The organism is Methylobacterium sp. Gmos1, from assembly GCF_053764715.1.
This window is the reverse complement of record NZ_JBSNCC010000001.1, coordinates 323,015-346,658: the sequence shown is the minus strand read 5'-3', so window position 1 is coordinate 346,658 and position 23,644 is coordinate 323,015. Positions and strand designations below refer to the sequence as shown.

At 71.4% G+C, this 23,644-nt stretch carries 20 protein-coding genes; 7 read left to right on the top strand and 13 right to left on the bottom strand.

The features are described from left to right. Positions 1-7 precede the first annotated feature (7 nt). Positions 8-1,393, top strand: a complete 1,386-nt coding sequence (locus ACS5PV_RS01575) for an amidase (RefSeq protein WP_455393626.1) — start codon at positions 8-10, stop codon at positions 1,391-1,393. 162 nt (positions 1,394-1,555) lie between these two features. On the opposite strand, the gene ACS5PV_RS01570 is transcribed toward ACS5PV_RS01575, so the two are convergent. The 4 genes from ACS5PV_RS01570 to ACS5PV_RS01555 all read right to left on the bottom strand — a co-directional run bounded on the left by ACS5PV_RS01570 (position 1,556) and on the right by ACS5PV_RS01555 (position 5,803). Then, positions 1,556-2,383, bottom strand: a complete 828-nt coding sequence (locus tag ACS5PV_RS01570; protein ID WP_455393625.1) for an SGNH/GDSL hydrolase family protein — start codon at positions 2,381-2,383, stop codon at positions 1,556-1,558. 330 nt (positions 2,384-2,713) lie between these two features. Further along, entirely contained in the window at positions 2,714-3,019 is a 306-nt protein-coding gene (locus tag ACS5PV_RS01565; RefSeq protein ID WP_455393624.1) for an AtuA-related protein, read from the bottom strand. Between the two features lie 11 nt (positions 3,020-3,030). Next, positions 3,031-4,389: an acyclic terpene utilization AtuA family protein gene (locus ACS5PV_RS01560; RefSeq protein WP_455393623.1), complete on the bottom strand. Its 1,359-nt coding sequence runs from the start codon at positions 4,387-4,389 to the stop codon at positions 3,031-3,033. A gap of 103 nt (positions 4,390-4,492) precedes the next feature. Next, entirely contained in the window at positions 4,493-5,803 is a 1,311-nt protein-coding gene (locus tag ACS5PV_RS01555; RefSeq protein WP_455393622.1) for a CitMHS family transporter, read from the bottom strand. Between the two features lie 117 nt (positions 5,804-5,920). Between ACS5PV_RS01555 and ACS5PV_RS01550 the strand changes: the two genes are divergently transcribed. After that, on the top strand, positions 5,921-6,829 hold the full coding sequence (locus ACS5PV_RS01550) for a LysR family transcriptional regulator (protein ID WP_455393621.1): 909 nt from the start codon (positions 5,921-5,923) through the stop codon (positions 6,827-6,829). Positions 6,830-7,034: 205 nt separating this feature from the next. Here ACS5PV_RS01550 and ACS5PV_RS01545 read toward each other — a convergent pair whose 3' ends face one another. From ACS5PV_RS01545 to dctP, 5 genes are all read right to left on the bottom strand, one after another. Continuing rightward, positions 7,035-8,558 carry a malonate--CoA ligase gene (locus tag ACS5PV_RS01545; protein WP_455393620.1) on the bottom strand — a complete coding sequence of 508 codons (1,524 nt, stop codon included), beginning with the start codon at positions 8,556-8,558 and terminating at the stop codon, positions 7,035-7,037. Between the two features lie 262 nt (positions 8,559-8,820). Continuing rightward, entirely contained in the window at positions 8,821-10,227 is a 1,407-nt protein-coding gene (locus ACS5PV_RS01540; RefSeq protein ID WP_455393619.1) for a malonyl-CoA decarboxylase, read from the bottom strand. A gap of 166 nt (positions 10,228-10,393) precedes the next feature. Continuing rightward, positions 10,394-11,746, bottom strand: a complete 1,353-nt coding sequence (locus ACS5PV_RS01535) for a TRAP transporter large permease (RefSeq protein ID WP_455393618.1) — start codon at positions 11,744-11,746, stop codon at positions 10,394-10,396. Continuing rightward, complete coding sequence (locus ACS5PV_RS01530) at positions 11,743-12,381, bottom strand: TRAP transporter small permease (protein WP_455393617.1); 639 nt, start codon at positions 12,379-12,381, stop codon at positions 11,743-11,745. Before ACS5PV_RS01530 ends, ACS5PV_RS01535 begins: the two co-directional genes overlap by 4 nt. Further along, complete coding sequence (gene dctP / locus ACS5PV_RS01525; protein ID WP_455393616.1) at positions 12,378-13,397, bottom strand: TRAP transporter substrate-binding protein DctP; 1,020 nt, start codon at positions 13,395-13,397, stop codon at positions 12,378-12,380. The genes ACS5PV_RS01530 and dctP overlap by 4 nt, the downstream gene beginning before the upstream one ends. A gap of 171 nt (positions 13,398-13,568) precedes the next feature. Here dctP and ACS5PV_RS01520 point away from each other — a divergent pair, with 171 nt between their 5' ends. The 3 genes from ACS5PV_RS01520 to ACS5PV_RS01510 all read left to right on the top strand — a co-directional run bounded on the left by ACS5PV_RS01520 (position 13,569) and on the right by ACS5PV_RS01510 (position 16,605). Next, positions 13,569-14,252, top strand: coding sequence for a GntR family transcriptional regulator (locus ACS5PV_RS01520; RefSeq protein ID WP_455393615.1), 684 nt, complete (start codon positions 13,569-13,571; stop codon positions 14,250-14,252). Between the two features lie 131 nt (positions 14,253-14,383). Continuing rightward, complete coding sequence (locus ACS5PV_RS01515) at positions 14,384-15,544, top strand: YihY/virulence factor BrkB family protein (RefSeq protein WP_455393614.1); 1,161 nt, start codon at positions 14,384-14,386, stop codon at positions 15,542-15,544. 698 nt (positions 15,545-16,242) lie between these two features. Then, positions 16,243-16,605 (top strand): DUF2794 domain-containing protein, encoded by a 363-nt coding sequence (locus ACS5PV_RS01510; RefSeq protein ID WP_109974604.1) that lies wholly within the window; start codon positions 16,243-16,245, stop codon positions 16,603-16,605. A 438-nt stretch (positions 16,606-17,043) separates the two neighbouring features. Here ACS5PV_RS01510 and ACS5PV_RS01505 read toward each other — a convergent pair whose 3' ends face one another. The 3 genes from ACS5PV_RS01505 to ACS5PV_RS01495 form a co-directional block, all read right to left on the bottom strand. Next, the gene (locus ACS5PV_RS01505; RefSeq protein WP_455393613.1) at positions 17,044-17,901 is read right to left on the bottom strand and encodes a transglutaminase-like domain-containing protein; all 858 of its coding nucleotides are present in this window, start codon (positions 17,899-17,901) and stop codon (positions 17,044-17,046) included. A gap of 161 nt (positions 17,902-18,062) precedes the next feature. Then, positions 18,063-19,397: an Nramp family divalent metal transporter gene (locus ACS5PV_RS01500; RefSeq protein ID WP_455393612.1), complete on the bottom strand. Its 1,335-nt coding sequence runs from the start codon at positions 19,395-19,397 to the stop codon at positions 18,063-18,065. A gap of 90 nt (positions 19,398-19,487) precedes the next feature. Beyond that, complete coding sequence (locus tag ACS5PV_RS01495) at positions 19,488-19,952, bottom strand: nucleoside deaminase (protein ID WP_455393611.1); 465 nt, start codon at positions 19,950-19,952, stop codon at positions 19,488-19,490. 86 nt (positions 19,953-20,038) lie between these two features. On the opposite strand from ACS5PV_RS01495, the gene ACS5PV_RS01490 reads away from it, so the two are divergent. Both ACS5PV_RS01490 and rsmD read left to right on the top strand, forming a co-directional pair. Further along, positions 20,039-22,057, top strand: a complete 2,019-nt coding sequence (locus ACS5PV_RS01490) for a pseudouridine synthase (protein ID WP_455393610.1) — start codon at positions 20,039-20,041, stop codon at positions 22,055-22,057. A gap of 9 nt (positions 22,058-22,066) precedes the next feature. Beyond that, a complete protein-coding gene (gene rsmD / locus ACS5PV_RS01485; protein WP_455393609.1) occupies positions 22,067-22,624 on the top strand; it encodes a 16S rRNA (guanine(966)-N(2))-methyltransferase RsmD in 558 nt (185 codons plus the stop codon). Here the strand turns inward: rsmD and ACS5PV_RS01480 are convergent. After that, positions 22,614-23,453 (bottom strand): trypsin-like serine peptidase, encoded by an 840-nt coding sequence (locus ACS5PV_RS01480; protein WP_455393608.1) that lies wholly within the window; start codon positions 23,451-23,453, stop codon positions 22,614-22,616. The genes rsmD and ACS5PV_RS01480 overlap by 11 nt on opposite strands. Positions 23,454-23,644 lie beyond the last annotated feature (191 nt).

The following is a 23,644-nucleotide window of genomic DNA, read 5'->3' as shown; positions in this document are numbered from 1 at the left end:
TTTTTGCGTGACCGATCCCGCCGAGCTTCCCGCGCACGCCCTTGCCCGCGCCATCGCGCTCCGAAAGATCTCGTCGGTCGAGGCCGTGGAGGCGCATCTCGCCCGGATCGCCCGGCTGGAGCCGAAGCTCCAGGCCTTCGTCGAGGTCTATGCCGACGACGCGCGGCTCGCCGCCGAGGGCGCCGACCGGATGATCCGCGCCGGCCACGCCGTCGGCCCGCTGCACGGCGTGCCGGTGGCGCTCAAGGACCTGATCGACCTGGAGGGCCGGATCACCACTGGCGGCTCGGCGCACTTTCGCGATCGACGCGCGACGGAGACCGCCACGATCGCCCGGCGCATGCTGGCGCAGGGCATGATCGTGCTCGGCAAGACCCACACGGTCGAGTTCGCCTATGGCGGTTGGGGCACCAACCAGCACATGGGCACGCCGTGGAACCCCTGGGACCTCGCGACCCCGCGCACCCCCGGCGGCTCGTCGAGCGGCTCAGGGGTCGCGGTAGCGGCCCGGATGGCGCCGTGGGCGATCGGCACCGATACCGGCGGCTCGGTGCGGCTGCCGGCCTCGTTCTGCGGGCTGACCGGCCTCAAGGTCACGATCGGCCGCGTCAGCACCGCCGGCATCGTGCCGCTCAGCACCAGCCTCGACACGCCGGGGCCGATGGCGCGCAGCGTCGAGGACGTGGCGCTCCTCTACACGATCCTGTCGGGGCCCGACCCGCGCGACCCGAACACGCGGGGCATCACCCCCGAGGACCCGATGCCGGTGCTCCACCGCGGCGTGCGCGGCCTGCGGCTCGCCCGGATGCCCGCAATCGAGCGGGAGGGCGTGTCGACTGAGATGCTGGAGGCCTACGACGCCGCCCTGGAGGCCCTGGCGCGGCTCGGCGCCGAGATCGTCGACATCGACCTGCCGTTCCGCTTCGTCGATCTCGTGACCGCCGCGGCGATCGTGCAGGCCGAGTGCTACTTCTTCAACGGCACCCTGTCCGAGGATCCCGCCTCGCGCCTCGACGAGGACGTCCGCCTGCGCACGCTCGCCGGCGCCCGCGTGAGCGCGCAGGACTACCTGCGCACCAAGCGGATGCAGCAGGAGATGAAGGTAGCCTATGCCCGGGCGATGGAGGGCATCGACGCGCTCCTGACCCCGACCACCGAGAGCGCGGCGATCCCCCTCGACGCCGTCGACCAGTCGGTGATGCCCTCGCGCTTCACCCGCTTCGGCAACCTGCTGGAACTCTGCGCCCTGGCGCTGCCGAACGGGTTCACGGCGGCCGGCCTGCCGCTCTCGCTCCAGATCGTCTGCCGCGGCTACGACGAGGCGACGGCGCTCCGTATCGGGCAGGCGTATCAGGGGGCGACGGAGTGGCACCTGCGGGGGCCGGCGCTGTAGGTCTTCAGAACCGGCGGAGACCATTTCCATCCCACCCGCGACCTCAGGATGAGGTGGTGGATGGGATGGCTCGCAGAGCCGTCGCACGGCTCGAAAAAGACGACGCCCCCGGCGGGATCCGTCCGAGGGCGCCGATCCGCCGCCGCGAGCCGTGAGGCCTCCTCAGCCCCGCTTCAGCCCCACGCTCCCCGGCAGCGGCTGGCGCTTGGCGCGGGCGACGGCCTGGAGCGGGTCGGGCCGCGGGGTGACGGCGTCGAGGATGTCGCGGCCGAGCGCCTGGGCGAGGCAGGCATAGCCCTGGTCGCCCATGTGGAACTTGTCGGAGGACAGCATGCCGTCGAGCAGGCCCGGATCCTGGCGGTTCCAGTCCTTCATCAGGGCGTAGCGCGAGAAGACCGGTACCTCGGCCCCGGTCGCGACCGTGGCGACGAGGCCGACGAAGCGCTCGTAGCGGGCGTGGTCGGGGATCGCCGGATAATACTGCTGGTCGAGGATGATGAGGTCGCTGCCGGCGGCGCGCACGAGCGCGATGCCCTGCTCGAGCCGGGTGCGGAACGCCGCCTCGCTGCCGCCGGTGATCGCGTCGTTGGTGCCGACCTGCCAGATCACCAGGTCGGGCTTGACCGGCTGCGCCAGGGTCTCGGCGAGGCGCGCCAGCGTCTGGTCGGCGGTCTCGCCGCCGATGCCCGCGTTGGTGACGGCGACCGGGGTGCCGCGCCAGGCGGTGCGCAGGGACTGCTCCAGCAGGTGCGGGTAGGTCCGGTCCGGCGCCGAGGCGCCGATGCCCTCGGTCGAGGACGAGCCGATGGCGAGCACCCGCACCGCCTCGCGCCGGGCCACGTGGGCCTCGGTCACCTCGAGGCTCATCCGCTCCGCCGCCGCCGGCAGGCTGGCCGGGCAGGCCGCCACTGGCCGGGCCGCGACGAGGTGACCGGCAAGGAGGGCCGCCGAGAGGCAGGCCATCCGGCCCAGGTGAAACCGGGAGAGCATGGCAGTTCCGGGTAGAGGGAGAGGTGAACCGGATCGGTTCCGTACTTGTCGGGTAACATGTGCGTTACCGCCGATCCAGCCCAAAATGAAGCTGAGCCAAGTCGAGACCCGACGCTCTGTTCGGCTGGTCAGCGAAAGCGGTGGCGATCGCCGAGAAACGCGCGGGTTCGGCTCACCCCCGGTTAAGCTTGAGCCGGCGTTGACGACCCGTCGTCTGCGCGCGACCTCGATCGGCATGAAGAGAAGGGACGCGATGGCAGACCGGCCGGCAATCCCCGGCCGGCCGTCCTCCACATCATCGTCGGCTCTTCTTCCGGGAGGCGGGCCGCGTCAGTCCGGGATCTCCAGGTCCAGCAGCGCCGCGCTCAAGCCCTTGCCGTGGGCGTCGAGCGCCAGCGACCGCGTGACGCCGCCGCCGAGCGCGCCCGTCATGACGAAGTTGAGGGCGCCGAGGCGCGGGAGCGCGTAGCGGGTCACCTCGCCCTGGACGATGCCGGCGAAGTGGGCCCGGACCCGCTCGGCGGTGACGTGGCGCTCCAGGCGCGGGTAGTCGGCCGGATCGTGGGCGATCAGCGAGACGTTGGCGGTGTTGCCCTTGTCGCCGGTGCGGGAATGGGCGAGTGCGCGCAGCTTCATCGTCGTCTCCCTCACGCCTCGATCATCCGCACGCTCGGCCGGGCGAGCGCGGCTGGCACCAGCACCGAGAGCACGCCGACGACCTCGCGGGCCGACTTCCAGGCCCCGCCGCCGCCGGCCGGACCGTTGGTGTAGAGCGTCTCGACCTCGTTGCCGATCCGCGCCGCCTCAGCCAGGCTGTCGCAGCGTCCGGCGACGCGGATGCGCACCTCGTACGGCTCTGCCACCTCGGTGAGGCGGGACGCATCTCCGGCCAGGCGCGCCCCATGCAGGGAATCGACGCCGATCAGGTCGAAGCGCAGCTCGCTCGCTCGAACACCGGTCAGCGTCAGGCGCTCGCGCACGATGTCGAGGGCGAGGCGGCCGCGGGCCGCGGCGCCCGGGCCCGCGTAGGAGATCTGGCCCTCGCCGATATAGGAATCAATCAGCCCGACCGAGACCTTGAGGAGCCCGGTCGCGGGCCCGCCGCGCCCTCCCGTCACCCGCACCCGGTCGGGGCCGACCGCCTCCATGGTCACGTCGGAGAAATCCGCCACCACGTCGGGCTGGAGGTAGCGGGCGGGATCGTGCACCTCGTAGAGCAGCTGCTCCTTGCAGGTGGCGAGCGTCACCTGCCCGCCCGAGCCCGGCACCTTGGTGATCTCGATGCCGCCCTCCTCGTCGACGATGCCGATGGGGAAGCCGAGGCGGGCGAGGCCGGCGACATCCTTCAACCCGGGATCGGCGAAGTAGCCGCCGGTGATCTGGCCGGCGCATTCGAGGAGGTGGCCGGCGAGCGTGCCGCGGCCGAGCCGGTCCCAGTCGTCGAATGGCCAGCCGAAGGCGTGGATGAGGGGGGCGAGGAACAGCGCCGGGTCGCCGACCCGGCCGGTGACGACCACGTCGGCGCCTCGGGCCAACGCCTCGGCGATCGGCCCGGCGCCGAGATAGGCGTTGGCGGAGATCACCCGGTTGCCGAGGTCGCGCACCCGGCCGCCGGTCTCCAGGATCTCGTAGTCGCCGGCGCCGACCGCCTCCAGCACGTCGTCGCCGATCACCGCCGCGACCTTCAGGCCGGAGAGCCCGAGGTCGCGGGCGATCGCCCGGGTCTTCTCCGCCGCGGCGAGCGGATTGGCCGCCCCCATGTTGGTGACGATGCGGGTGCCGTTGCGCCGGCACGGCTCGAGCACCGCCCGCATCCGGGCTTCCAGCAGCGGGTCGTAGCCGGCGGCGGGATCGCGCAGGCGCGCCTGCTGTGCGAGCGCGATGGTGCGCTCGGCCAGGCACTCGAAAACGAGGTAGTCGAGGGCGCCGTGCTCGGCGAGCTCGAGGGCGGGCTCGATCCGGTCGCCGGCATAGCCGGCCCCGGCGCCGAGGCGAATGGTTCTCATGATTGTCCTCATTAGGTGGCCTTCGCCTTACGGCGAAGGCGTCCGGCGCATTCGGCGCCGGCGCCCATTCGGGCTGGCCGGCACCCTTGCGGGTGCCGGGGGATCAGAGTGGGAAGACCCCGAAGGCGACGGCCGCGAAGGTCATCACCACGGAGGCCGCGAGGAGGAACGGGAAGGTGAACTTCTGGTGGTCGGCGAGGTCGATGCCGGTGAGGCCGCAGACCAGGAACGTCGCCGGCGTGAGCGGGCTCACCGGGAAGCCGGTGGTCATCTGGCCGAGGAGCGCGCCCTGCGCCACCTGGAGCGGCGGCACGCCGAGCTGGTGGGCGACCTCGGCCACCACCGGCAGCACGCCGAAGTAGAACGAGTCCGGGTCGAACAGCATGCTGAGCGGCATCGAGACGAGGCCGAGGGCGAACGGGATGTGCGGGGCGAGGCTGGGGGGCACGAAGGCGACCGCGCCCTGCGCCATCGCCTTGAGCATGCCGGTGCCCTGCATGATGCCGGTGAACACGCCCGCCGCCAGCAGGATCGACGCCATCAGGATCGCCGCCTTGGCGTGGGCGTCGATGCGCTGGCGCTGCGCGTCGACGCTCGGGTAGTTGATGATCAGCGCCAGCGCGGTGCCGAGCATGAACATCAGGGCCGGCGGGATCTTCTCGGCCATCAGCACCATCGTGCCGAGCACCGCGACGGTGAGGACGAGGTTCGGCCAGAACCGGTCCGGCCGGCGCAAGGACCGTTCGGCATCGCTCAAGGAGCGCCCGCCGGCGGCGACCGCCTCGGCCGTCCCGGCTCCGGCATGCTTCAGCCGGCGCTCCTCGCGCAGGCCGAGCCAGTACGAGACGGCGAAGATGAACAGGAGGCCGACCGCCTGGACCGGCACCAGCGGCGTGAAGATGTCGGGAATCGGCAGCTTGAGCGCCGCGGAGGCCCGGATCATCGGCCCGGTCCAGGGCAGGAAGTTCACGCCCGCGGCGAGCGAGGCCGCGCAGGCGAGGATGCGCCGGTCGATCCCGACCCGGTCGTAGAGCGGCAGCATCGCCGGAATGGTGATGAGGAAGGTCACCGCGCCCGAGCCGTCGAGGTGAATCAGCAGCGCGAGCAGAGTCGTGCCGGGCACGATCCGGCTCGGCCGCGTGCCGACGGTGGCGAGGATCCTGTCGATGATCGGGTCGAGCAGCCCGGCATCGCTGACGATGCCGAAGAACAGGATCGCGAACACGAACATCCCGACGACCGGCGCCAGGCTCTGGATGCCGGCGAGCACGAACTTGCCGGTGTCGAGCCCGAATCCCCCGACGAGGGCGGCGGCGACCGGGATCACGATCAGCGCCACGAGGGGCGACAGGCGCTTGGTCAGGATGGCGGTGAGCAGCAGCGCGATCGTGCACAGGCCAAGCAGGGCCAGCATCGTTTCCTCCCGGGGGTTCGGCGCTCGGACGTGGCGCCGTTCTGTTCGACCAAATCACACCAAGAGGTCGTCGATCCGGCAATTGAAAAGATCGGATCGTCCCGATAACCATCCGTTATGGATCTCAACCTGCGCCACGTTCGCGCCTTCGTGTCGGTGGCCCACCTGCGCAGCTTCACCCGGGCGGCCGCGCTCCTGAACCTGTCGCAGCCGGCGCTGACGGTGCAGATCCGCCGGCTGGAGGAGGCGTTGGCGGTGCGCCTCCTCGACCGCAACAGCCGCAGCGTCGAGCCGACCCGAGTCGGGCGCGAATTGCTGCCGGTGTTCCAGCGCGTGCTGCGCGAGCTCGACAGCGTCGTCGTCGACACCCGCGACCTCGCGGCGCGGCGCCACGGCATCGTGCGGATCGCGGCCCTGCCCTCGGTGGCGGCGGGGGTGCTGCCGGACGCCATCGCGGCCTTCCGGGCGGCGCATCCGCGGATGGGCTTCGTCGTCAAGGATGCCATCGCCGAGCGGGTGCTGGGGCTGGTGCGGCGCGAGGAGGTCGATCTCGGCGTCACCGGCGGCGAGGTGCGCGACGCGGAGGTCACGGTGCTCGCCCGCGCGGCGGACGCCCTGCACGTGGTCTATCCCGCCGGCCACCCGATCGGGGAGGTCGGAAGCGTGACGCTGGAGGCGCTGGCCGAGTACCCGCTGGTGCTGATGGATGCCGAGACCAGCGTGCGCGCGGTGGTCGACGCCGCCTTCGTCGCCGCCGGCCGGCTGCCGGTGACCGCCTGCGAGGCGACCTACATGATGACGGCGGTCGGCATGGTGCGGGCCGGGCTCGGCCTCACCATCCTGCCGGGCTCCGCCCGCGAGATCCGGGCCGAGCCCTCCTTACGCTCGCGCCCGATCGCCGAGGCGAGCTTCTCGCGCCCGGTCTGCCTGATCGCCAAGGCCGGGCGCACGCTGCCGGCCGCGGCGGAGGATTTTCTGGGGGAGCTGGTGCCGGCGCTGGCGGCGGAGTTTCCCGGGGTGGGGTGAAGGGCTGGGTTGCTCGCTCGAAAACCACAAGAACCGATCCTAACCCACCCGCGGCCTCATCCTGAGGTGCCGGAGCGAAGCGGAGGCCTCGAAGGAGGCCTCCAGAAATCTCGATGGCCCCTGGAAGCCTCCTTCGAGGCTCACTTCGTTCGCACCTCAGGATGAGGTGGTGGGTGGGATAGAAGCGACGGTCGAATGGGATCCCTCAGCCCCCGTACAACCCCTTGTGCGTGTCACGCAGCAGGTTCTTCTGCACCTTGCCCATCGTGTTGCGGGGCAGCTCGTCCGCGATGATGACGCGCTTCGGCAGCTTGAACTTGGCGAGCCGGCCTTCGAGGGCCGAGAGGATCGCGGTCTCGCTCGGGGCCTCCGTTCCGCGCGGCACCACCACGGCGGTGACGCCCTCGCCGAAATCCGGGTGCGGCACCCCGATCACCGCCGATTCGAGCACGCCGGGCAGCCCGTCGATCTCGGTCTCGACCTCCTTCGGGTAGACGTTGAAGCCGCCGGTGATGATCAGGTCCTTGCCGCGCCCGACGATGTGGACGTAGCCGCGCTCGTCCACCTTGCCGAGGTCGCCGGTGATGAAGAAGCCGTCGGCCTTGAACTCGGCCGCGGTTTTTTCGGGCATGCGCCAGTAGCCCTTGAACACGTTGGGCCCGCGCACCTCGATCATGCCGACCTGATCGGCGGCGAGTCCCCGGCCGGTCTCCGGATCGACCACCCGCAGCGACACGCCCGGCAGCGGGAACCCGACCGTGCCGGCGACCCGGTCGCCGTCATAGGGGTTCGACGTGCTCATGTTGGTCTCGGTCATGCCGTAGCGCTCGAGGATCGCGTGACCGGTCTTCTCCTGCCACTCGCGATGGGTCTCGGCGAGCAACGGGGCCGAGCCGGAGACGAACAGGCGCATCCCGGCGGTCGCCTCGCGGGTCAGGCCCGGCTCCTTGAGGAGGCGGGTGTAGAAGGTCGGCACGCCCATCAGGGCGGTCGCCCGGCCCATCAGCGACAGGATCAGCGGCGGATCGAGCTTGGGGAGGAAGATCATCGCCGCACCTGACATCAGCACCGTGTTGGTGGCGACGAACAGGCCGTGGGTGTGGAACACCGGGAGCGCGTGGATCAGCACGTCGTCCGGCGTGAAACGCCAGTAATCGACCAGCGTCAGCGCGTTCGACGACAGGTTGTCGTGGGTGAGCATCGCGCCCTTCGAGCGCCCGGTGGTGCCCGAGGTGTAGAGGATCGCCGCGAGGTCGTCCGAGGCGCGCGCCACGTCGGCGAAGTCGCCGGTCTGGCCCGCGGCCTCGGCCGCCATGGTGCCTTCGCCCCCGGCGTCGAGGGTGCCGACCTGCTTGACGTTCGCCGCCTCGGCCACCGGCTTCAGCGCGTCGAGCTTGCCCGGATCGCAGACGAACAGGGCCGGCTCGGCGTCGCCGAGGAAGTAGGCGATCTCGGAGGGCGTGTAGCCGGTATTGAGCGGCAGGAACACCGCGCCGGCCCGCACGCAGCCGAGATAGAGCGCGATCACCGCCGGGCTCTTCTCGACCTGCACCGCCACCCGGTCGCCGGGGGCGACGCCGAGCCCGACCAGAGCCGCGGCGTAGCGGCCGGATTCGGCGATAAGATCCGCGTAGCTCCAGCGCAGGCCCTCGGGGGTCTCGAGGAAGACCTTGGCCGAGGGATCGGCGGGGAGGCGGGAGCGGACGATGTCGAAGAAGTGGTTGGACATGGGGGACTCTTGGATTGTCGGCGTGAAGAGCGGTCGCGCCATCCACTCGAAGAACGCGGGTACTTCTCCTCTCCCCGCGGGCGGGGAGAGGGCCGTGCCCTCGTTCAGAGGGTACGGCAAGCCCGCAGGGCGAGGGTGAGGGGGTGTTTCCGAAAGAGGAGCCATATCCGGCATCTCCCCCTCACCCTCGGCTGCCGCCTCGCTGTTGACCCGACAAGGGGTCAACAGCCCTCTCCCCGCCCGCGGGGAGAGGAGAAAATGCTCACGCCTCGGCCAGCGCCACCGACCGCGCCGGCGGCAGGTTCTGGCGCAACTCGCGGTTGACGGTGAGCGAGGCCGAGACGGTGCCGAGATTGGCGTAGGTCTCGTGGTTCTTCTCGATCGCCGCGAGGTCGTAGAGGTAGTTCACCATCAGACCGTAGCCCTGCGACAGGCCCTTGGGCGAAACGTCCCCCAGGAAGTTCAGCCGCTCCAGCCGGGCGCCGTTGCCGAGGTGGAACCGCGCCACCGGGTCGACCGGCTTGCCGCGCGGGGTCTTGGCACGCAGGAAGTAGTAGGCGGCGGCCGGCAGCAGGGCCTTCTTCACCGCGTCGGCCTTGGCCTTGTCGGCGTGCCAGTCGGGCTGGTCGAGGAGGCGCAGGGTCTCGACGTCCTCGCGGGTGATCCCCTGCGGGGCGTCGGCCCGGCGCTCGCGGTCGAGCCAGGACCGGAAGGTCGGCACCGGCGAGAGGGTGACGAAGGTCTTCAGCGCCGGCATCTCGCGGCAGAGGTCCTCGACCACCTGCTTGATCAGGAAGTTGCCGAAGGTGATGCCGGCCAGGCCCTTCTGGCAGTTCGAGATCGAGTAGAAGATCGCGGTCGTCGCCTCGCTGGTGTCGGTCGGCCGGCGGTCGTCGGCGAGGATCGGGGCGATCGCCGCGGCGATGCCGGTGGTGAGCGCCACCTCGACGAAGATCAAGGGCTCGTCGAGGAGCGCCGGGTGGAAGAAGGCGAAGCAGCGCCGGTCCGGCGGCGCGATGCGCCGGCGCAGGTCGTCCCAGTCCGAGATCGCGTGCACCGCCTCGTAGCGGATGATCTTTTCGAGGATGTGGGCCGGCGTCGTCCAGTCGATCCGGCGCAGGACTAGGAAGCCGCGGTTGAACCACGACGCGAACAGGTGCTCGAAGTCGGAATCCAGGCTCTCGACCGCCTCGGCCAAAGCCGGGTCCGGCTTGTCGGCCTTGCGGGCGGCGTCGCGCAGGGTGAACAGGTCCTCGCGCATCCGCACCAGCGCGATCGTGCCGTCGCGGGCGAGGTTGAGGCGGCGGATCAGCTCCTGCGAGCGCGGCTCGGCGGCCTCGTGCAGGCGCCCGAGGGCGGCCCGGGACGGCGCCTTCCCGTAGGCCGCGATGGCGCCCTCGACCGCCGCGTGGTCGGCGCCGAAATCGAGGGCGATGCGGCGCAGGAAATCGTGGCGGTCGGCGCGCCCGAAGCTGTCGTAGCGGTCGAGGATAATGCGGGCCAGCGCCACCCCCGAGGCCTCGCCGCGCCGGGAGATCAGGTCCTCGCAGAGCTTCACCACCTCGGCGACGCTCGCCTTGGCGGGATCGTCGCGGCCGAAGGCGATCAGCCCGCGGCCCCGGTCCGAGATGCTCTGGAGGAGGTCGCCGAGGAACGAGATCGCCGCCATGGGGCCTTGCTCACCGTCGCGTTGCGCGGTCGCCCGGGATCCGCTGCCGGAATCCGTCGCGCCGCCCGTCATCAGATAGGGCTCCGCTGCGGCAGCGGAGAGGAGAGAGGAGCGCCGCCGGGTGTCGCAGGCGGGTCCCGGCGGCGCATCGCGCATGGTGGCGCCTCTACTTGGTCGAGGGCAAGAGGAGATCCGGCAGCCACAGCGCGATGCCGGGGGCGACGCACAGGACCAGGATCGCCACCGCCATCAATATCACGAAGGGCAGGGTGCCCCAGATGATCTCGGAGAGCGGGATGTCGGGCGCGATGTTCTTGATGACGAAGATGTTGAGGCCGACCGGCGGGTGGATCAGCCCCATCTCCATGGTGATCGTCATCACCACGCCGAACCAGACCAGGTCGAACCCCGCCTCCCGCAGCGGCGGCAGGATGATCGGCGCGGTCATCAGGATGATCGAGACCGGCGGCAGGAAGAAGCCGAGGCCGACGACGAGCAGCAGGATGGTCAGCAGCAGGAGCCACGGCGAGAGGTGCATCGCCACGATCGCGGCCGCCGCGGCCTGCGAGATGTGGAGATAGCTCATCACGTAGGCGTAGAGCAGCGACATGCCGATGATGAGCATCAGCATGGTCGATTCGCGCAAGGTCGCGATCAGGATCGGGCTGACGTCCCGGGCCCGCCACACGCCGTAGATCGCGGCGATCAGCGCCAGCGCCAGCAATCCGCCGAGGCCGGCCGTCTCGGAGGGTGTGGCGTAGCCGCCGTAGAGCGCCACCATGACGCCGGTGAGCAGCACCACGAAGGGCAGCACCCGCGGCAGGGTCGAGAAGCGCTGCGCCATCGAGTAGCGGTCTTCCGCCAGGATCGGGTGCTCGGGTCCGCCGGTCGCGTAGGCGGCGCGCGCCATGGCGAATTCGCGCCGGAAGCGCCAGGCGGCGTAAGCCGCAAACAGCAGGACGAGCAGCAGGCCCGGGCCGATGCCGGCGAGGAACAGCCGGCCGAGCGACTGCTCGGCCGCCACCGCGTAGAGGATCATGGTGATCGAGGGCGGCAGGAGGATGCCCAGCGTCCCGCCCGCCGCGATGATGCCGGCGGCGAAGCCCCCGGAATAGCCGCGCCTGCGCATCTCCGGGATGCCGGCCGAGCCGATCGCCGAGCAGGTCGCCGGGCTCGACCCCGCCATGGCGGCAAACAGCGCGCAGGCGAAGACGTTGGCGATGCCGAGACCCCCCGGGATCTTGTGCATCCAGGCATGCATCGCCGAGTAGAGGTCCTGGCCCGCCTTCGACCGGCCGATCGCCGCGCCCTTCAGGATGAAGAGCGGGATCGACAGGAGCGTGATCGAGGCCATCTCCTCGTAGACGTTCTGCGCCACGGTATCGAGGGAGGCGCCGGGCATGAAGGCCAGCATGAACAGGAGCGCCACCGCGCCGAGCGCGAAGGCGATCGGGATGCCGGCGAGCATCGCGCCGAGGGTGGCCCCGGCGTAGAGGGTGCCGATGATCGCGGTGCTCATCGGGCGGGTCCTTTCGGCGGGGTCTTGAGGTCGGCGCCCAAGCCCACCTTCGGGTCGGCGAAGCCGGCCGCCGCCGGGCCGCGGGCGAGGCCTTCGGCGATCTGGAGCAGGAATTGCAGCGTCAGCAGCGTCATGCCGAACGCCATCAGCGAGTAGGGGATCCAGAGCGGCGGGCCCCAGGTCGATTGCGAGATCTGGCCGTCCTCCCAGGCCTCGTGCAGCAGGGTCCAGCTCTTCCAGGCGAAGAAGGCCACGAAGGCGAGGCTGACGATGTCGGCAAAGAGCAGGCGCAGGCGGTTCGCCCGCGGCGGCAGCAGGCCGGTCAGCGCCTCGATGGCGACGTGGCCGCGCTTCGCCTGGACGCCCGCCGCCGACAGGAAGGTGGCGCCGACGATGAGGAACACCGCCGTCTCGTCCTGCCACTCGGTCGGGATCTTCAGGAAGTAGCGCACGACGACGCTGTAGCTCAAGACCAGGCAGGCGGCGACGAGGGCGACGCCGCCGAGGAGCAGGATCAGCCGGTTCAAGCCCGCCATCGCGGCGTCGATCGCCGCCAGCGGGCCGGGAAGCCGGACCCGCGCCGCGGCGCGCTCCGGCTCAGGCGTGGCGGAGGCCGCGTCGAAGGCGTGGCTCACGCGACCGCCTCCGCGAGCTTCAGCATCTCGGCGCAGGACGAGGACTTCGCCGCGTAGTCCTTCCAGGCCGAATCGCGGGCGATGTCGCGCCAGCGGCCAAGCGTCGCCTCGTCGAGGGTTTCGACCTTGGCGCCGGCCTTACCGAAGATCTGCTCGACCCGGGTGTCGTCGGCTTGCGCGCCCTCCTGGCCGAAGGATTCGAGCTCGGCGCCGACGGCCATGACGAGGTCGCGCTGGTCCTTGGGCAGGCCGTCGAAGATCGCCTTCGACATCATGATCGGCTCGAGCATGAACCAGTACGAGCGGCCGCGGCCCGAGGTGAGGGACTTCGACAGTTCCTCCAACCGGAACGAGATCAGGCTGGTCGAGGAGGTGATGACCGCGTCGCAGGCGCCGGTCTGCATCGCCGCGTAGGATTCGTTCGAGGGCAGGCTGAGCGTCGCGGCGCCCGCCGCCTTCATCATCAGGTCCATCTCGCGCGAGCCGCCGCGGACCTTCATCCCCTTGGCGTCCTCCGGCCGCACCAGCGGGCGGTCGCGGCTCGCCACACCCCCGGCCTGCCAGACCCAGGAGACCAGCACGATGTTCTTCGCCTGCAGGATCTCGGTGAGCTTGCGTCCGACCGGCGCCGTCTTCCAGGCCATCGCCTGCTGGTAGGAGGTCACCAGAGCCGGCATCAGCCCGATATTGGTCTCCGGCACCTCGCCGCCGGCATAGGGCAGGGGGTAGAGGCTCATGTCGAGCGCGCCTTTGCGCATCGCGCTGAACTGGGCGTTGGTCTTCATCAGCGACGAGCCGGGATAGACCTGGACGTCGAGCGCGCCTTTCGAGCGCTCCTTCACGGCGGCGGCGAACTTGCGGCACATCCGGTCGCGAAAATCGCCCTCGTCGACCGTGCCGCCCGGGAACTGGTGCGACAGCTTCAGGATGGTGGCGGCCTGCGCGGCGCGGCCGAGGCTGACCAGGGCTGGCGCGGCGAGGCCGGCGGCCACGATCGTGCGGCGGGTAAGAGCCATGGCGTTTCCTCCGTCGGGAGCGCGTCGGCTCCGGATCCGTCGTTGAAGCGCGGCCTTCTCGAGGGGACCGCTGCGTCTCGATCGGAAAAGACTCCCATCTTGTATATTTTGTCAACCGGCGTGCATATTCTGCGGAAGTCGTATCCCATGCGCCCGGAGGAGGGAGGCGCCATGAGTCATGCTCCGAGTCATGCTCCCCGGAACCACGCCCAACGGCTGCGGCAGACGATCGAGGACGAGATCGTGGACGGGGTGCTGCGCCCCGGCGACCGGCTCGACGAGGTCCAGCTCGCCGCCCGGTTCGGGGTCTCGCGCACGCCGATCCGCGAGGCGCTGCTGCAACTCGCCGTCACCGGCCTGATCGAGGTCAAGCCGCGCCGCGGCGCGGTGGTGAGCACGCCGGAGCCGGCCCGGCTCATCGAGATGTTCGAGACCATGGCGGAACTGGAGGCCGCCTGCGGCCGCCTCGCCGCGCGGCGGCTCACCGATGCGCACCAGCACGAACTCGTCGCGGCGCTCGACGCCTGCCGGGCGGCGGCCGCGGCCGGCGACACCGAGGCCTACTACGCCGAGAACGCGGTCTTCCACGCGGTCATCTACCGCGCGTCGCGCAACGGCTTCCTGTGCGAGCAGGCCGTGTCGTTGAGCCGGCGCCTGGCACCGTTCCGGCGCATCCAGCTCCGGGCCCGCAATCGCTTGCGCCAGTCGCTGGCCGAGCACGAGGGCGCCGTCGAGGCGATTCTGGCCGGGGACGACGCGCTGGCCGGCGAGCGCCTGCGGGCCCACGTGCTGGTTCAGGGCGACCGCTTCGCCGAGCTGATCCGCGGACTGGCCGGCGGCAGCGCGGCGGCCTAGCGTACCCAGGGTCAAGTCATTGACCCGAAGGCACTTTATCGGAACCGGAACGCTCCCCGCGGCGCGACGTTGTGAATCCCGAGCGCCCACGCTTGTGGGCCCGGCCGATCCTCCTTGCTCCCGGTGTCGCGATGCCGCCCGAACCCCGCTCCGGTTCCGCCCCGTCCGGCGTGACCTCGACCCTGTGGACCGTCTTCCTCGGCCTCGCCCTCGTCCGCCTCGTCACGGCGCGGCGGCCGGACGGCGTCATGGAGGCGGCGCCGGACCCGACGCGGCATCTCGGCCGCGGCGCCAAATCGTATTCCGGGCGCCCGGCCCAGTGGGTCGCCGACACCGAGGGCGACCGCGGGCGCAAGGCCGAGACCCCGACCGAGATCCCCCCGAAGGGCTGGAAGGACGTGCTCTACCGCGTCTACCTCGAATTCCAGAAGGACCGGGTGCTGTCGGTGGCCGCCGGCGTCACCTTCTACACCCTGCTCGCCATCTTCCCGGCGGTGGCGGCCCTCGTCTCGCTCTACGGGCTGTTCACCGATCCGAGCACCATCAACGACCACCTGTCCCTGCTCCAGGGCGTGCTGCCCTCGGGCGCGCTTGAGATCATCGGCGACCAGGTCAAGCGCATCACCGCCAAGGGCGGCACCACGCTCGGCATCACCTTCTTCACCAGCCTCGCGATCTCGCTGTGGAGCGCCAATGCCGGCATGAAGGCGATGTTCGATGCGCTCAACATCGTCTACGAGGAGCAGGAGAAGCGCAGCTTCATCCAGCTCAACCTGCGCTCGCTCACCTTCACCTTCGGCGCATTGGTCTTCGTCATCGTGGCGCTCGGCTGCATCGTGGTGCTGCCGGTGGCGCTGAACTTTCTGGGCAATTTCGGCATCCGGATCAGCCCGACCGCGTGGTACATCGCGCTCCTGCGCTGGCCGGCCCTGCTCGCGGTGCTGCTGTTCGCGCTCGCGCTCCTCTACCGCTACGGCCCGAGCCGCGACCTGCCGCGCTGGCGCTGGGTCACGCCCGGCAGCCTCACCGCGGGCGTGGTGTGGCTCGCCGCCTCAATCGGCTTCTCCTGGTACGTCGCGCATTTCGGCAGCTACAACGAGACCTACGGCTCGCTCGGCGCCGCGATCGGCTTCATGACCTGGATCTGGATCTCCTCGACGATCGTGCTCGTCGGCGGCGAGATCAACGCCGAGCTTGAGCACCAGACCGCCCGCGACACCACCACCGGGCCGGAGGAGCCGATGGGTACGCGCCGCGCCCGGATGGCCGACACGGTCGGGGCGCCGGCTTAAGCTCGACCTCGGCCATTGTGGCCGGTGCGTCCGGGGTCGGCCCGGGCGGAGGACGCGAGGGGAAGGCTGGCGCTGTTTCGACCGAGAGACACCGCCATGCCCGGCCTTGCCCGTTTCACCGGGCGCGTCCCGGCCTTCGCGCCGTTCGTCCCGCCTGAAGGTGCAACCGACCTTCTCGGATGCGCCCGCCCGGATGCGTCTCGCATCCCGGCGCCCCGCCACCCTGGGCCTCGCCCACTGCAAGGAAGCCTGAAGAGCCAACGCCGAGATCGAGCCCGGGGCTCAAAAGAAGGACCGCGCTCCGAGGAGGCGGCCCTGAAGTGGTTTGGGTCTCGAAACCTCGGAGGAGGCCCGGCCCGCCGGCATCGCGGGGGCTGGGGGGCTGGGGGGCTGGGTACCGGAGCGGCCGACAGGCCGGGCCATGAGGTCGTTTCACCCCTACGCGCGCATCAAGGCCGGCGCGGGGCGTGATTGTGGCGGTTTATGGGCGCTCTCGCCGTTTCTCTCGTATTTCCGCTTCGCCTCGGCGAGTTGCCGGCACACTGTCTCTCCAACGCAACCCTTGCGGGGCCGTCGACGCCATCCCATCATGGTCGGACCCGGGTCGTTCGCCGGCTCGTCACCGCCGCGCCCCGGAACGCAGCGCCGTCCGGCGCGAATCACCCCGCGAGTCACCCCCCGGATATCCAGGAGACACGATGAGCGAAGGAGAGACGGCCGATAGCCGGAGCGCCGGCGCGCACGTGGTGCCGTTCCCACGCACCGTCCCGCAGGTGTCGTTCCATCGCGACGAGTTGCGCATCATCCTGAACCTCTACGGCCGGATGGTCGCCGAGGGCGAATGGCGGGACTACACGATCGATTTCACCCGCGAGAAGGCGGTGTTCGCCATCCACCGCCGCACCTCCGAGCGACCGCTCTACCGCATCGAGAAGGACCCGCGCCTCGCCCGGCGCCAGGGCGCCTACGCGGTGATCGCCGAGACCGGACGCATCCTGAAGCGCGGCCACGACCTGGCGCAGGTGCTGCGGGTGCTGGAGAAGCCGCTCCGGGTCGTGTGAGGGCCTGGAGGAGCGCCACCTCCGAACCTTCCCCCTCGGCGGGGACGGCGCCTCAACGACAATCGTGCGGGAGAGGGCGGCGCTTCCGGTGAGGCCGCAATCATCGTGACGGGCGGCCTCACGATCGGCACCGCTCCACCCACGTCAGCCCTGCGCCGCGACGTCGCCGATCGCGCAGAGGTAGGGCTGCCGAACTCCGATTCCACAGCCGACGGCAGGTCGCTCGATCGCACGCCCGAGTGGGACGGCGACGCCACGCTCCCGCTGCACTTAGCCTCGGGCCGGGCGGCGCGAGGCTTGCCGGATCGATGTTCGAAGGGCAGCCATCCCCAGTGAGAAGGCGCCCTCCGACATCGTTCCTCTCAGGCGACCGGCTCGCCTGACGCCGGATGCACCACCCGGTTCACGGCGGGGAGGGGAGCCCTCCGCGCGCCGTTCCTACTCCGCCGCCTGGAGCCACTCCGTTTCCGGCAGCGCCTGCGGCGCCGGCTCCACCACCTCGTCGGTGTGGACCTCGAACTTGGCGAGCCAGGCCGGGCCGAAGCTCGTCGAGATCGCCACGTCGGTGGCGTCGCGGCCGCGCGCCATGACGATGCGGCCGATCCGCGGCTTGTTGTGGCGGGCGTCGAACGTGTACCAGCGCCCGCTTAAGTACACCTCGAACCAGGCCGAGAAATCCATCGGATCGGGCACCGCCGGCACGCCGATGTCCCCGAGATAGCCGGTGCAGTAGCGCGCCGGGATGTTCATGCAGCGGCAGAAGGTGACGGCGAGATGGGCGAAGTCGCGGCAGACGCCCTCGCGCTGGTTGAAGCCGTCGAGCGCCGAGCGGGTCGAGTCGGCACGCTGGTAGTCGAAGCGGATGTGGTTGTGGACGTAGTCGACGATCGCCTGCACCCGAGCCCAGCCCTCCGGCGTGTTCCCGAAGAGCTGCCAGGCGGTATCCGACAGCTTGTCGGTGTCGCAGTAGCGGCTGGCGAGCAGGAAGGGCAGCACGTCGTCGGGCAGGTCCTGCACCGGGTGCTGGATCGCGTCGGGCGCGTAGTCGTCGACCTGCCCGCTGTCCTGCACCAGGAAGTCGGCCGAGAAGGTGATGCGGCCGCCCGGGGCGGTGACGCGGGTGCAGATGTTGCCGAACGAGTCGACGAACTGGTGCGCGGGGACCGGCGGGTCGATGGTCATGGTGTCGGGCGTGATCATGTCGCCGGCGCGGTCGGGATGCACGTTGAGCATCAGGACCATCGGGGTTGGGCCGGGCGTGTCGAAGGCGATCGAGTAGCCGGTGCGGATCTTCATCGTGGCGTCCACGCAATTCGAAAAACGTGGAGCGTAAAGTCCGAATCGGCCCCGTTGTTCCGAGTTCTCGCCCAGTTCGTCGCGCTGGTTTCGCCTAAATGTTGTGCAAATGCCACATGTCTGCGCTTGCGTCTGCTTCCCGACTCTCGCCGTCCCCGGCGTCACCCGCCGCTGAACGTCGAGACGAGGAGCTTCAGGTTCAAGACGACGATCACCGCGGCGATGGTCCAGGACAGGATCTTGAGCCAGGGCGGGATGACGAAGACTCCCATCTTGCTCTTGTCGGAGACGAACCGGACGAGCGGGATCACCGCGAAGGGCAGTTGCATCGACAGCACGACCTGGCTCAGCACCAGGAGTTTCGCGGTCCCCTCGTCACCGTAGAGCCCGGTGACGATCACCACCGGCACGATGGCGATGCCGCGGGTGAGGAGGCGGCGCGCCCAGTCGGCCAGGCGCAGCCGCAGGAAGCCCTCCATCACGATCTGGCCGGCGAGCGTCGCGGTGACGGTGGAGTTGAGGCCCGAGGCCAGGAGCGCGAGGGCGAACAGGGTCGAGGCGAGGCCGACCCCTAAGAGCGGCGAGAGCAGGGCGTGCGCCTCCTCGATCTCCTGCACGCCGGTCTGGCCGGCGCCGTGGAAGACTTTGGCCGCCATGATCAGGATCGCCGCGTTGACGAACAGCGCGAGGGTGAGGGCGATGGTCGAATCGGCCACCGCGAAGCGCAGCGCGCTGCGCCGGCCGGCCTCGTCGCGCGGGTAGGCCCGGGTCTGCACGATCGAGGAGTGCAGGTAGAGGTTGTGCGGCATCACCGTGGCGCCGAGGATGCCGATGGCGAGGTAGAGCGCCGCCGGATCGGTCACGATCTGGGTCGAGGGCACGAAGTCCGCCAGCACCTCGCGCACGGGCGGCGCGGCCAGCGCGATCTGGATCGCGAAGCAGGCGAAGATGATGGTGAGGAGCGCGATCACGAAGGCTTCGAGCGCGCGAAAGCCCCGGCGCATCAGCAGCAGGATCAGCAGCACGTCGAGCCCGGTCAGGATCGCCCCGGCGATGAGCGGCAGGCCGAACAGCAGCTTCAGGGCGATGGCGGTGCCGATCACCTCGGCGAGGTCGCAGGCGATGATCGCCGCCTCGCAGGCGAGCCAGAGGGCGATGCCCACCGGCCGCGAATAGGCGTCGCGGCAGGCCTGAGCGAGGTCGCGGCCGGTGGCGATGCCGAGCCGCGCGGCGAGCGCCTGGAGCACCACCGCCATCAGGTTCGAGAGCAGGATGACGGCGAGCAGCGTGTAGCCGAACTGCGCACCCCCGGCGATGTCGGTGGCCCAGTTGCCCGGGTCCATGTAGCCGACGGACACCATGTAGCCGGGCCCGAGGAACGCCAGCAGCCGCCGCGGCCAGGAGCCGGTGGCCTGCACCGGCACGCTCGCGTTCATCGCCCCGAGGCTCGGCTCCGCCGCCTCGCCGCCGGCGCGCCACGCCCGTCCGTCCCGCATCGGCCCCATGCTCCCTCGCACCCGCCCCGCTTCGGGCCGGCTCATATAGCCACTGCTATATTGATTTGAGAAGGCTGAATTCGAGGGGTGTCAGACGCGTCGGTCGCGGAAAAAATCGCGCAGGAGCGCGGCGGCCTCGCTCTCGCGAAAACCCCCGTAGACCTCCGGGGCGTGATGGCATGTCGGCTGGTTGAAGAAGCGCGGGCCGTTCTCGACCGCGCCGCCCTTCGGGTCGGGGGCGGCGAAGTAGAGCCGGCGGATGCGCGCGAAGCTGATCGCGCCGGCGCACATCGCGCAGGGCTCCAGGGTGACGTAGAGGTCGCAGCCGGTCAGGCGCTCGTCGTCGAGGGCCGCGCAGGCCGCCCGGATCGCCAGGATCTCGGCGTGGGCGGTGGGATCGCGGTCGGCCCGGGGACGGTTGCCGGCGACCGACAGAACGACCCCGTCGCGCACCAGCGCGGCGCCGACCGGCACCTCGCCGCGGGCCGCCGCCTCGCGCGCCGCCTCGAAGGCGAGGCCGAGCGGATCCGGCCGCGGGGCCCCGTTCTCGGCCAAGACCCCGCTCTCGCCCGGGGCCCCCCTTGCAAAATCGCGCATCGGTTCCACTCGCGTCGCCCCACCCCGTCTGGTATCAGGCGCGCATGAACGACATCAACGACGACGAGACCGGGGCGCCGCAGCGGCGTCGCGGACGGGACGAGGCATCCCCGGAGGGGCAGGCTTCCAAGCGTGGACCGGCCAAGGCAGCCCCGTCCAAGGCAGCTCCATCCAAGGCAGACCCTGCCGAGCCGGAGCCGGAGCGCATCGCCAAGGCGATCGCCCGGGCGGGCGTGGCCTCGCGCCGCGACGCCGAGGCGATGATCGCCGAGGGCCGCGTGACGCTGAACGGCGTGCGCCTCGATTCCCCGGCGGTGAACGTGACACCGAGCGACCGCATCACGATCGACGGCGAGCCGCTGCCGACCCGCGAGCGCACCCGCCTGTGGCTGTTCCACAAGCCCCGCGGCGTCGTCACCACCGCCCGCGACCCGGAGGGGCGCCAGACGGTGTTCGACGTGCTGCCCGAGGACATGCCCCGGGTCGTGGCGATCGGCCGGCTCGACATCAACACCGAGGGGCTGCTGCTCCTCACCAACGACGGCGGTCTCGCCAAGGTCATCGCCCATCCGGAGACCGGCTGGCTGCGCCGCTACCGTGTGCGCGCCTTCGGCGACGTCGACCAGGCCCAGCTCGATGCGCTGCGCAAGGGCGTGACCATCGACGGGATGGAGTACGGCCCGATCGAGGGGACGATCGACCGGGCGCAGGGCGACAACGTCTGGCTGACGCTCGGCCTGCGCGAGGGCAAGAACCGCGAGGTCAAGCGCATCCTCGAGCATCTCGGCCTGTCGGTGAACCGGCTGATCCGGCTCTCCTTCGGGCCGTTCCAGCTCGGCGACCTCGAGGTCGGGCTGGTCGAGGAGATCCGCACCCGGGTGCTGAAGGACCAGCTCGGCACCACGCTGTCCGAGCAGGCCGGCGTCGACTTCACCAGCCCGGTGCGCGAGCCGATCGCGCCGTTCGGCTCGCCGAAGGCCGCCGCCCGGGCGGCGCAGGACGGGGCACCCCGCGGGCGCGACCCGGCCCGGCCGCAATTCGGCAAGCCGCCGACGGCGCCGGCCGCCCGCCGGGCGCCGGTGCGCACGGTCTGGCGCGATCCCGAGGCCGATGCCGCCGGCGACCTGCCGAATCGCGGCCGGGTGCACCGGCGCGGCGACAGCCCGCAGGAAATCCGCGCCGCCACCGCCGACGCGCCGCGCCAGCGCGTCGGCGCCATCACCTCCGGCGACCGCCGGGTGCTGGTCGAGCGCCTGGTCGCGCAGCCGCAGGAGGAGGCGGCGCCGCACCGCCGCACCAAGTTCCGCGGCGACCGGGACGACGCCCCCGGCCGCGGCCCGGGTGGCGACGACCGCCCGATGCGCCGCGACCGCGACGGCGGTGCCCCGCGGGGTGGGGCCAAGGCGGGTCTCGCCGAGGACGGCGGCCGCGGACGCGGCTTCGGCCGGTCGGGCGGACGCCCGGACGGCGCCGAGGGCCGCGGGTTCGGGGCCAAGAGCTTTGGAGCGAAGAGCTTCGGGGGCCGTGGCGGCGAAGGTCGGTCGTTCGAGGGCCGCTCCGGCGGCGAGGGCCGTTCCTACGGTGGTGAAAACCGCGGTGGCGGTGGCGGTGGCCGTTCGTTCGGCGGCGGGGATCGCGGCTTCGGGGCGAAATCCTTCGCCGGCAAGGGCGAGGGCCGTCCCGGCGGCGGTGGCCGGTCCTTCGAGGGCCGTTCGGGCGGCGGCGAAGGCCGCGGCTTCGGCGGCGAGGGCCGTCCCGGTGGCGGCGGTCGCTCGTTCGAGGGGCGCTCCGGCGAGGGCCGTTCGTTCGGGGCGAAGCCGGGCGGGGCGAAATCGTTCGGCGGCAAGCCCGGTGGGGGCAAGTCCTTCGGGGCCAAGTCCTTCGGCGGGAAATCCTTCGGGGGCAAGGGCGAGGGCCGTCCCGGCGGCGGTGGCGGCGGCCGCCCGGGGGGCAAGCCCTTCGGCAAGCCCGGCGGCGGCTTCCGGTCCGGCGGCGCCGGTGGCGGGGGGAAGCCCGGCGGGCGCGGCGCGCGTCCCGGCGGCGGCCGGCCGCCGCGCGGCTGAGCCTGAGCGATGCGGATCGTCGGAGGAGACCTGCGCGGCCGCGGCCTCGCCGGGCCGCGCAGCGACGCGATCCGGCCGACCTCGGACCGCTTACGCGAGGCGATGTTCAACGTGCTCGCTCACGCCTACGACGATCCGGTCCCGGGCGCCCGCGTCCTCGACCTGTTCGCCGGCACCGGGGCGCTCGCCTGCGAGGCGATCTCTCGCGGCGCGGCCTTCGCGCTCCTCGTCGACGAGGGGGCGGAGGCACGCGGGGTGATCCGCCACAATCTCGATACCCTCGGGCTCGGCGGCCGGACGCAGCTGTTTCGCCGCGACGCCACACGGCTCGGCCCGGCCCCGCCCGGCGAGCCCTTCGGCCTCGTCTTCTGCGACCCGCCCTACGGCCGCGATCTCGCCCCGCAGGCGCTCGCCGCGGCGCGCGAGGGCGGCTGGCTGAGGCGCGACGCCCTCGCGGTGGTCGAGGAGGCGGCCTCCGCCACCCTCCCCGCGCCGGAGGGTTTTTCGGAACTGGAGCGCCGGACCTACGGCGACACCCAGGTGGCGTTCTGGCGCCTCACGGCCTGATCATCTCGGCGAGGGTGCCGGCGAAGCTGCCGGCCGCGACCCCGACCCCGCTCGCCGAGCGGTAGGCGCTCCCGACCCGCGTGCCCCCCGTCACCGCGGTGTGGATCCCGACGAGCGCCGCGCCGCCATCGGGTTCGAGCAGCAGCACCGGCGCGCCGGATTCTCCCGACATCGACTCGCACGAATCGCTCAGCATGCCCGCGGCCGGCGCGTCGATCCGGGCCGCGCAGCCGCGATGGATCACCGGCAGGTAGGGCCGGTCGGCGGCGTAGCCGGCGAGCGCCACCACCGCGCCGGGCCGGCTCCCCGGCAGGTCGGCGTTCGACAGCACGCGCCACGGTACCGGCTTCAAGGCCATGGGCTGGCGCAGGGTGAGGATCACCCAGTCCCGCCCGACCATCTCCGGGGCGATCGCGCCTGGGGCCGGCCGTCCTGCCGTCCGCAGATCGATGCCGGGCGCGAGGCGGAACGCCTCGATCTCGGCGGTGCCGGCGTTCAGGTCGCGGGCCTGTCCGGCGACGAAGTGGACCTGGTGCGGCTTGACCCAGGTGTCGAGGCGGGCGTCGAACAGGCAATGGGCGGCGGTCAGCACGTGGCGCGGTCCGACCAGGGTGCCGGTGCAGTGGCTGCGGTGTGCCGGCCCCTGCACCACGTTCACCCGCCCGATCGCCGTGAACGGCCAGGCCGTCGGCTCCATCGGCACGCGCTTGTCCGGGGCAGGGGACGTGGCAGGCGCCTGCGCGGCGGCGGGGATGCCCGCGAGTGCCAGGACGAGGGCGAGGGCCGGTCGCAGCGCGCCGCATCCCGGCGTCGATTGTCGTTGCGTCATCGATGCTCCACGCCTCGCACCAGGTCAGGGTCAGTGTTCGGGGGTCTATATCCAAGACGACGGCGGGAGATGGCGATCGTCCGGGCCGTCACCCGGCCCGGCGCCGCGCCCGCGCGATCCCGCCTCATCCGATCGGCGAGGGGGCGGGACGGCGCGATCATAAATTGTTCATCTTTGGCGAAAAGCCCGGA

What these genes read in the sequence shown, in the direction of transcription:
- ACS5PV_RS01570 (WP_455393625.1), bottom strand. Translation starts at nt 2,383, where the DNA reads ATGCTCTCCCGGTTTCACCTGGGCCGGATGGCCTGCCTCTCGGCGGCC.
- ACS5PV_RS01565 (WP_455393624.1), bottom strand. Translation starts at nt 3,019, where the DNA reads ATGAAGCTGCGCGCACTCGCCCATTCCCGCACCGGCGACAAGGGCAAC.
- ACS5PV_RS01560 (WP_455393623.1), bottom strand. Translation starts at nt 4,389, where the DNA reads ATGAGAACCATTCGCCTCGGCGCCGGGGCCGGCTATGCCGGCGACCGG.
- ACS5PV_RS01555 (WP_455393622.1), bottom strand. Translation starts at nt 5,803, where the DNA reads ATGCTGGCCCTGCTTGGCCTGTGCACGATCGCGCTGCTGCTCACCGCC.
- ACS5PV_RS01550 (WP_455393621.1), top strand. Translation starts at nt 5,921, where the DNA reads ATGGATCTCAACCTGCGCCACGTTCGCGCCTTCGTGTCGGTGGCCCAC.
- ACS5PV_RS01545 (WP_455393620.1), bottom strand. Translation starts at nt 8,558, where the DNA reads ATGTCCAACCACTTCTTCGACATCGTCCGCTCCCGCCTCCCCGCCGAT.
- ACS5PV_RS01540 (WP_455393619.1), bottom strand. Translation starts at nt 10,227, where the DNA reads ATGGCGGCGATCTCGTTCCTCGGCGACCTCCTCCAGAGCATCTCGGAC.
- ACS5PV_RS01535 (WP_455393618.1), bottom strand. Translation starts at nt 11,746, where the DNA reads ATGAGCACCGCGATCATCGGCACCCTCTACGCCGGGGCCACCCTCGGC.
- dctP (WP_455393616.1), bottom strand. Translation starts at nt 13,397, where the DNA reads ATGGCTCTTACCCGCCGCACGATCGTGGCCGCCGGCCTCGCCGCGCCA.
- ACS5PV_RS01520 (WP_455393615.1), top strand. Translation starts at nt 13,569, where the DNA reads ATGAGTCATGCTCCGAGTCATGCTCCCCGGAACCACGCCCAACGGCTG.
- ACS5PV_RS01515 (WP_455393614.1), top strand. Translation starts at nt 14,384, where the DNA reads ATGCCGCCCGAACCCCGCTCCGGTTCCGCCCCGTCCGGCGTGACCTCG.
- ACS5PV_RS01510 (WP_109974604.1), top strand. Translation starts at nt 16,243, where the DNA reads ATGAGCGAAGGAGAGACGGCCGATAGCCGGAGCGCCGGCGCGCACGTG.
- ACS5PV_RS01505 (WP_455393613.1), bottom strand. Translation starts at nt 17,901, where the DNA reads ATGAAGATCCGCACCGGCTACTCGATCGCCTTCGACACGCCCGGCCCA.
- ACS5PV_RS01500 (WP_455393612.1), bottom strand. Translation starts at nt 19,397, where the DNA reads ATGCGGGACGGACGGGCGTGGCGCGCCGGCGGCGAGGCGGCGGAGCCG.
- ACS5PV_RS01490 (WP_455393610.1), top strand. Translation starts at nt 20,039, where the DNA reads ATGAACGACATCAACGACGACGAGACCGGGGCGCCGCAGCGGCGTCGC.
- rsmD (WP_455393609.1), top strand. Translation starts at nt 22,067, where the DNA reads ATGCGGATCGTCGGAGGAGACCTGCGCGGCCGCGGCCTCGCCGGGCCG.
- ACS5PV_RS01480 (WP_455393608.1), bottom strand. Translation starts at nt 23,453, where the DNA reads ATGACGCAACGACAATCGACGCCGGGATGCGGCGCGCTGCGACCGGCC.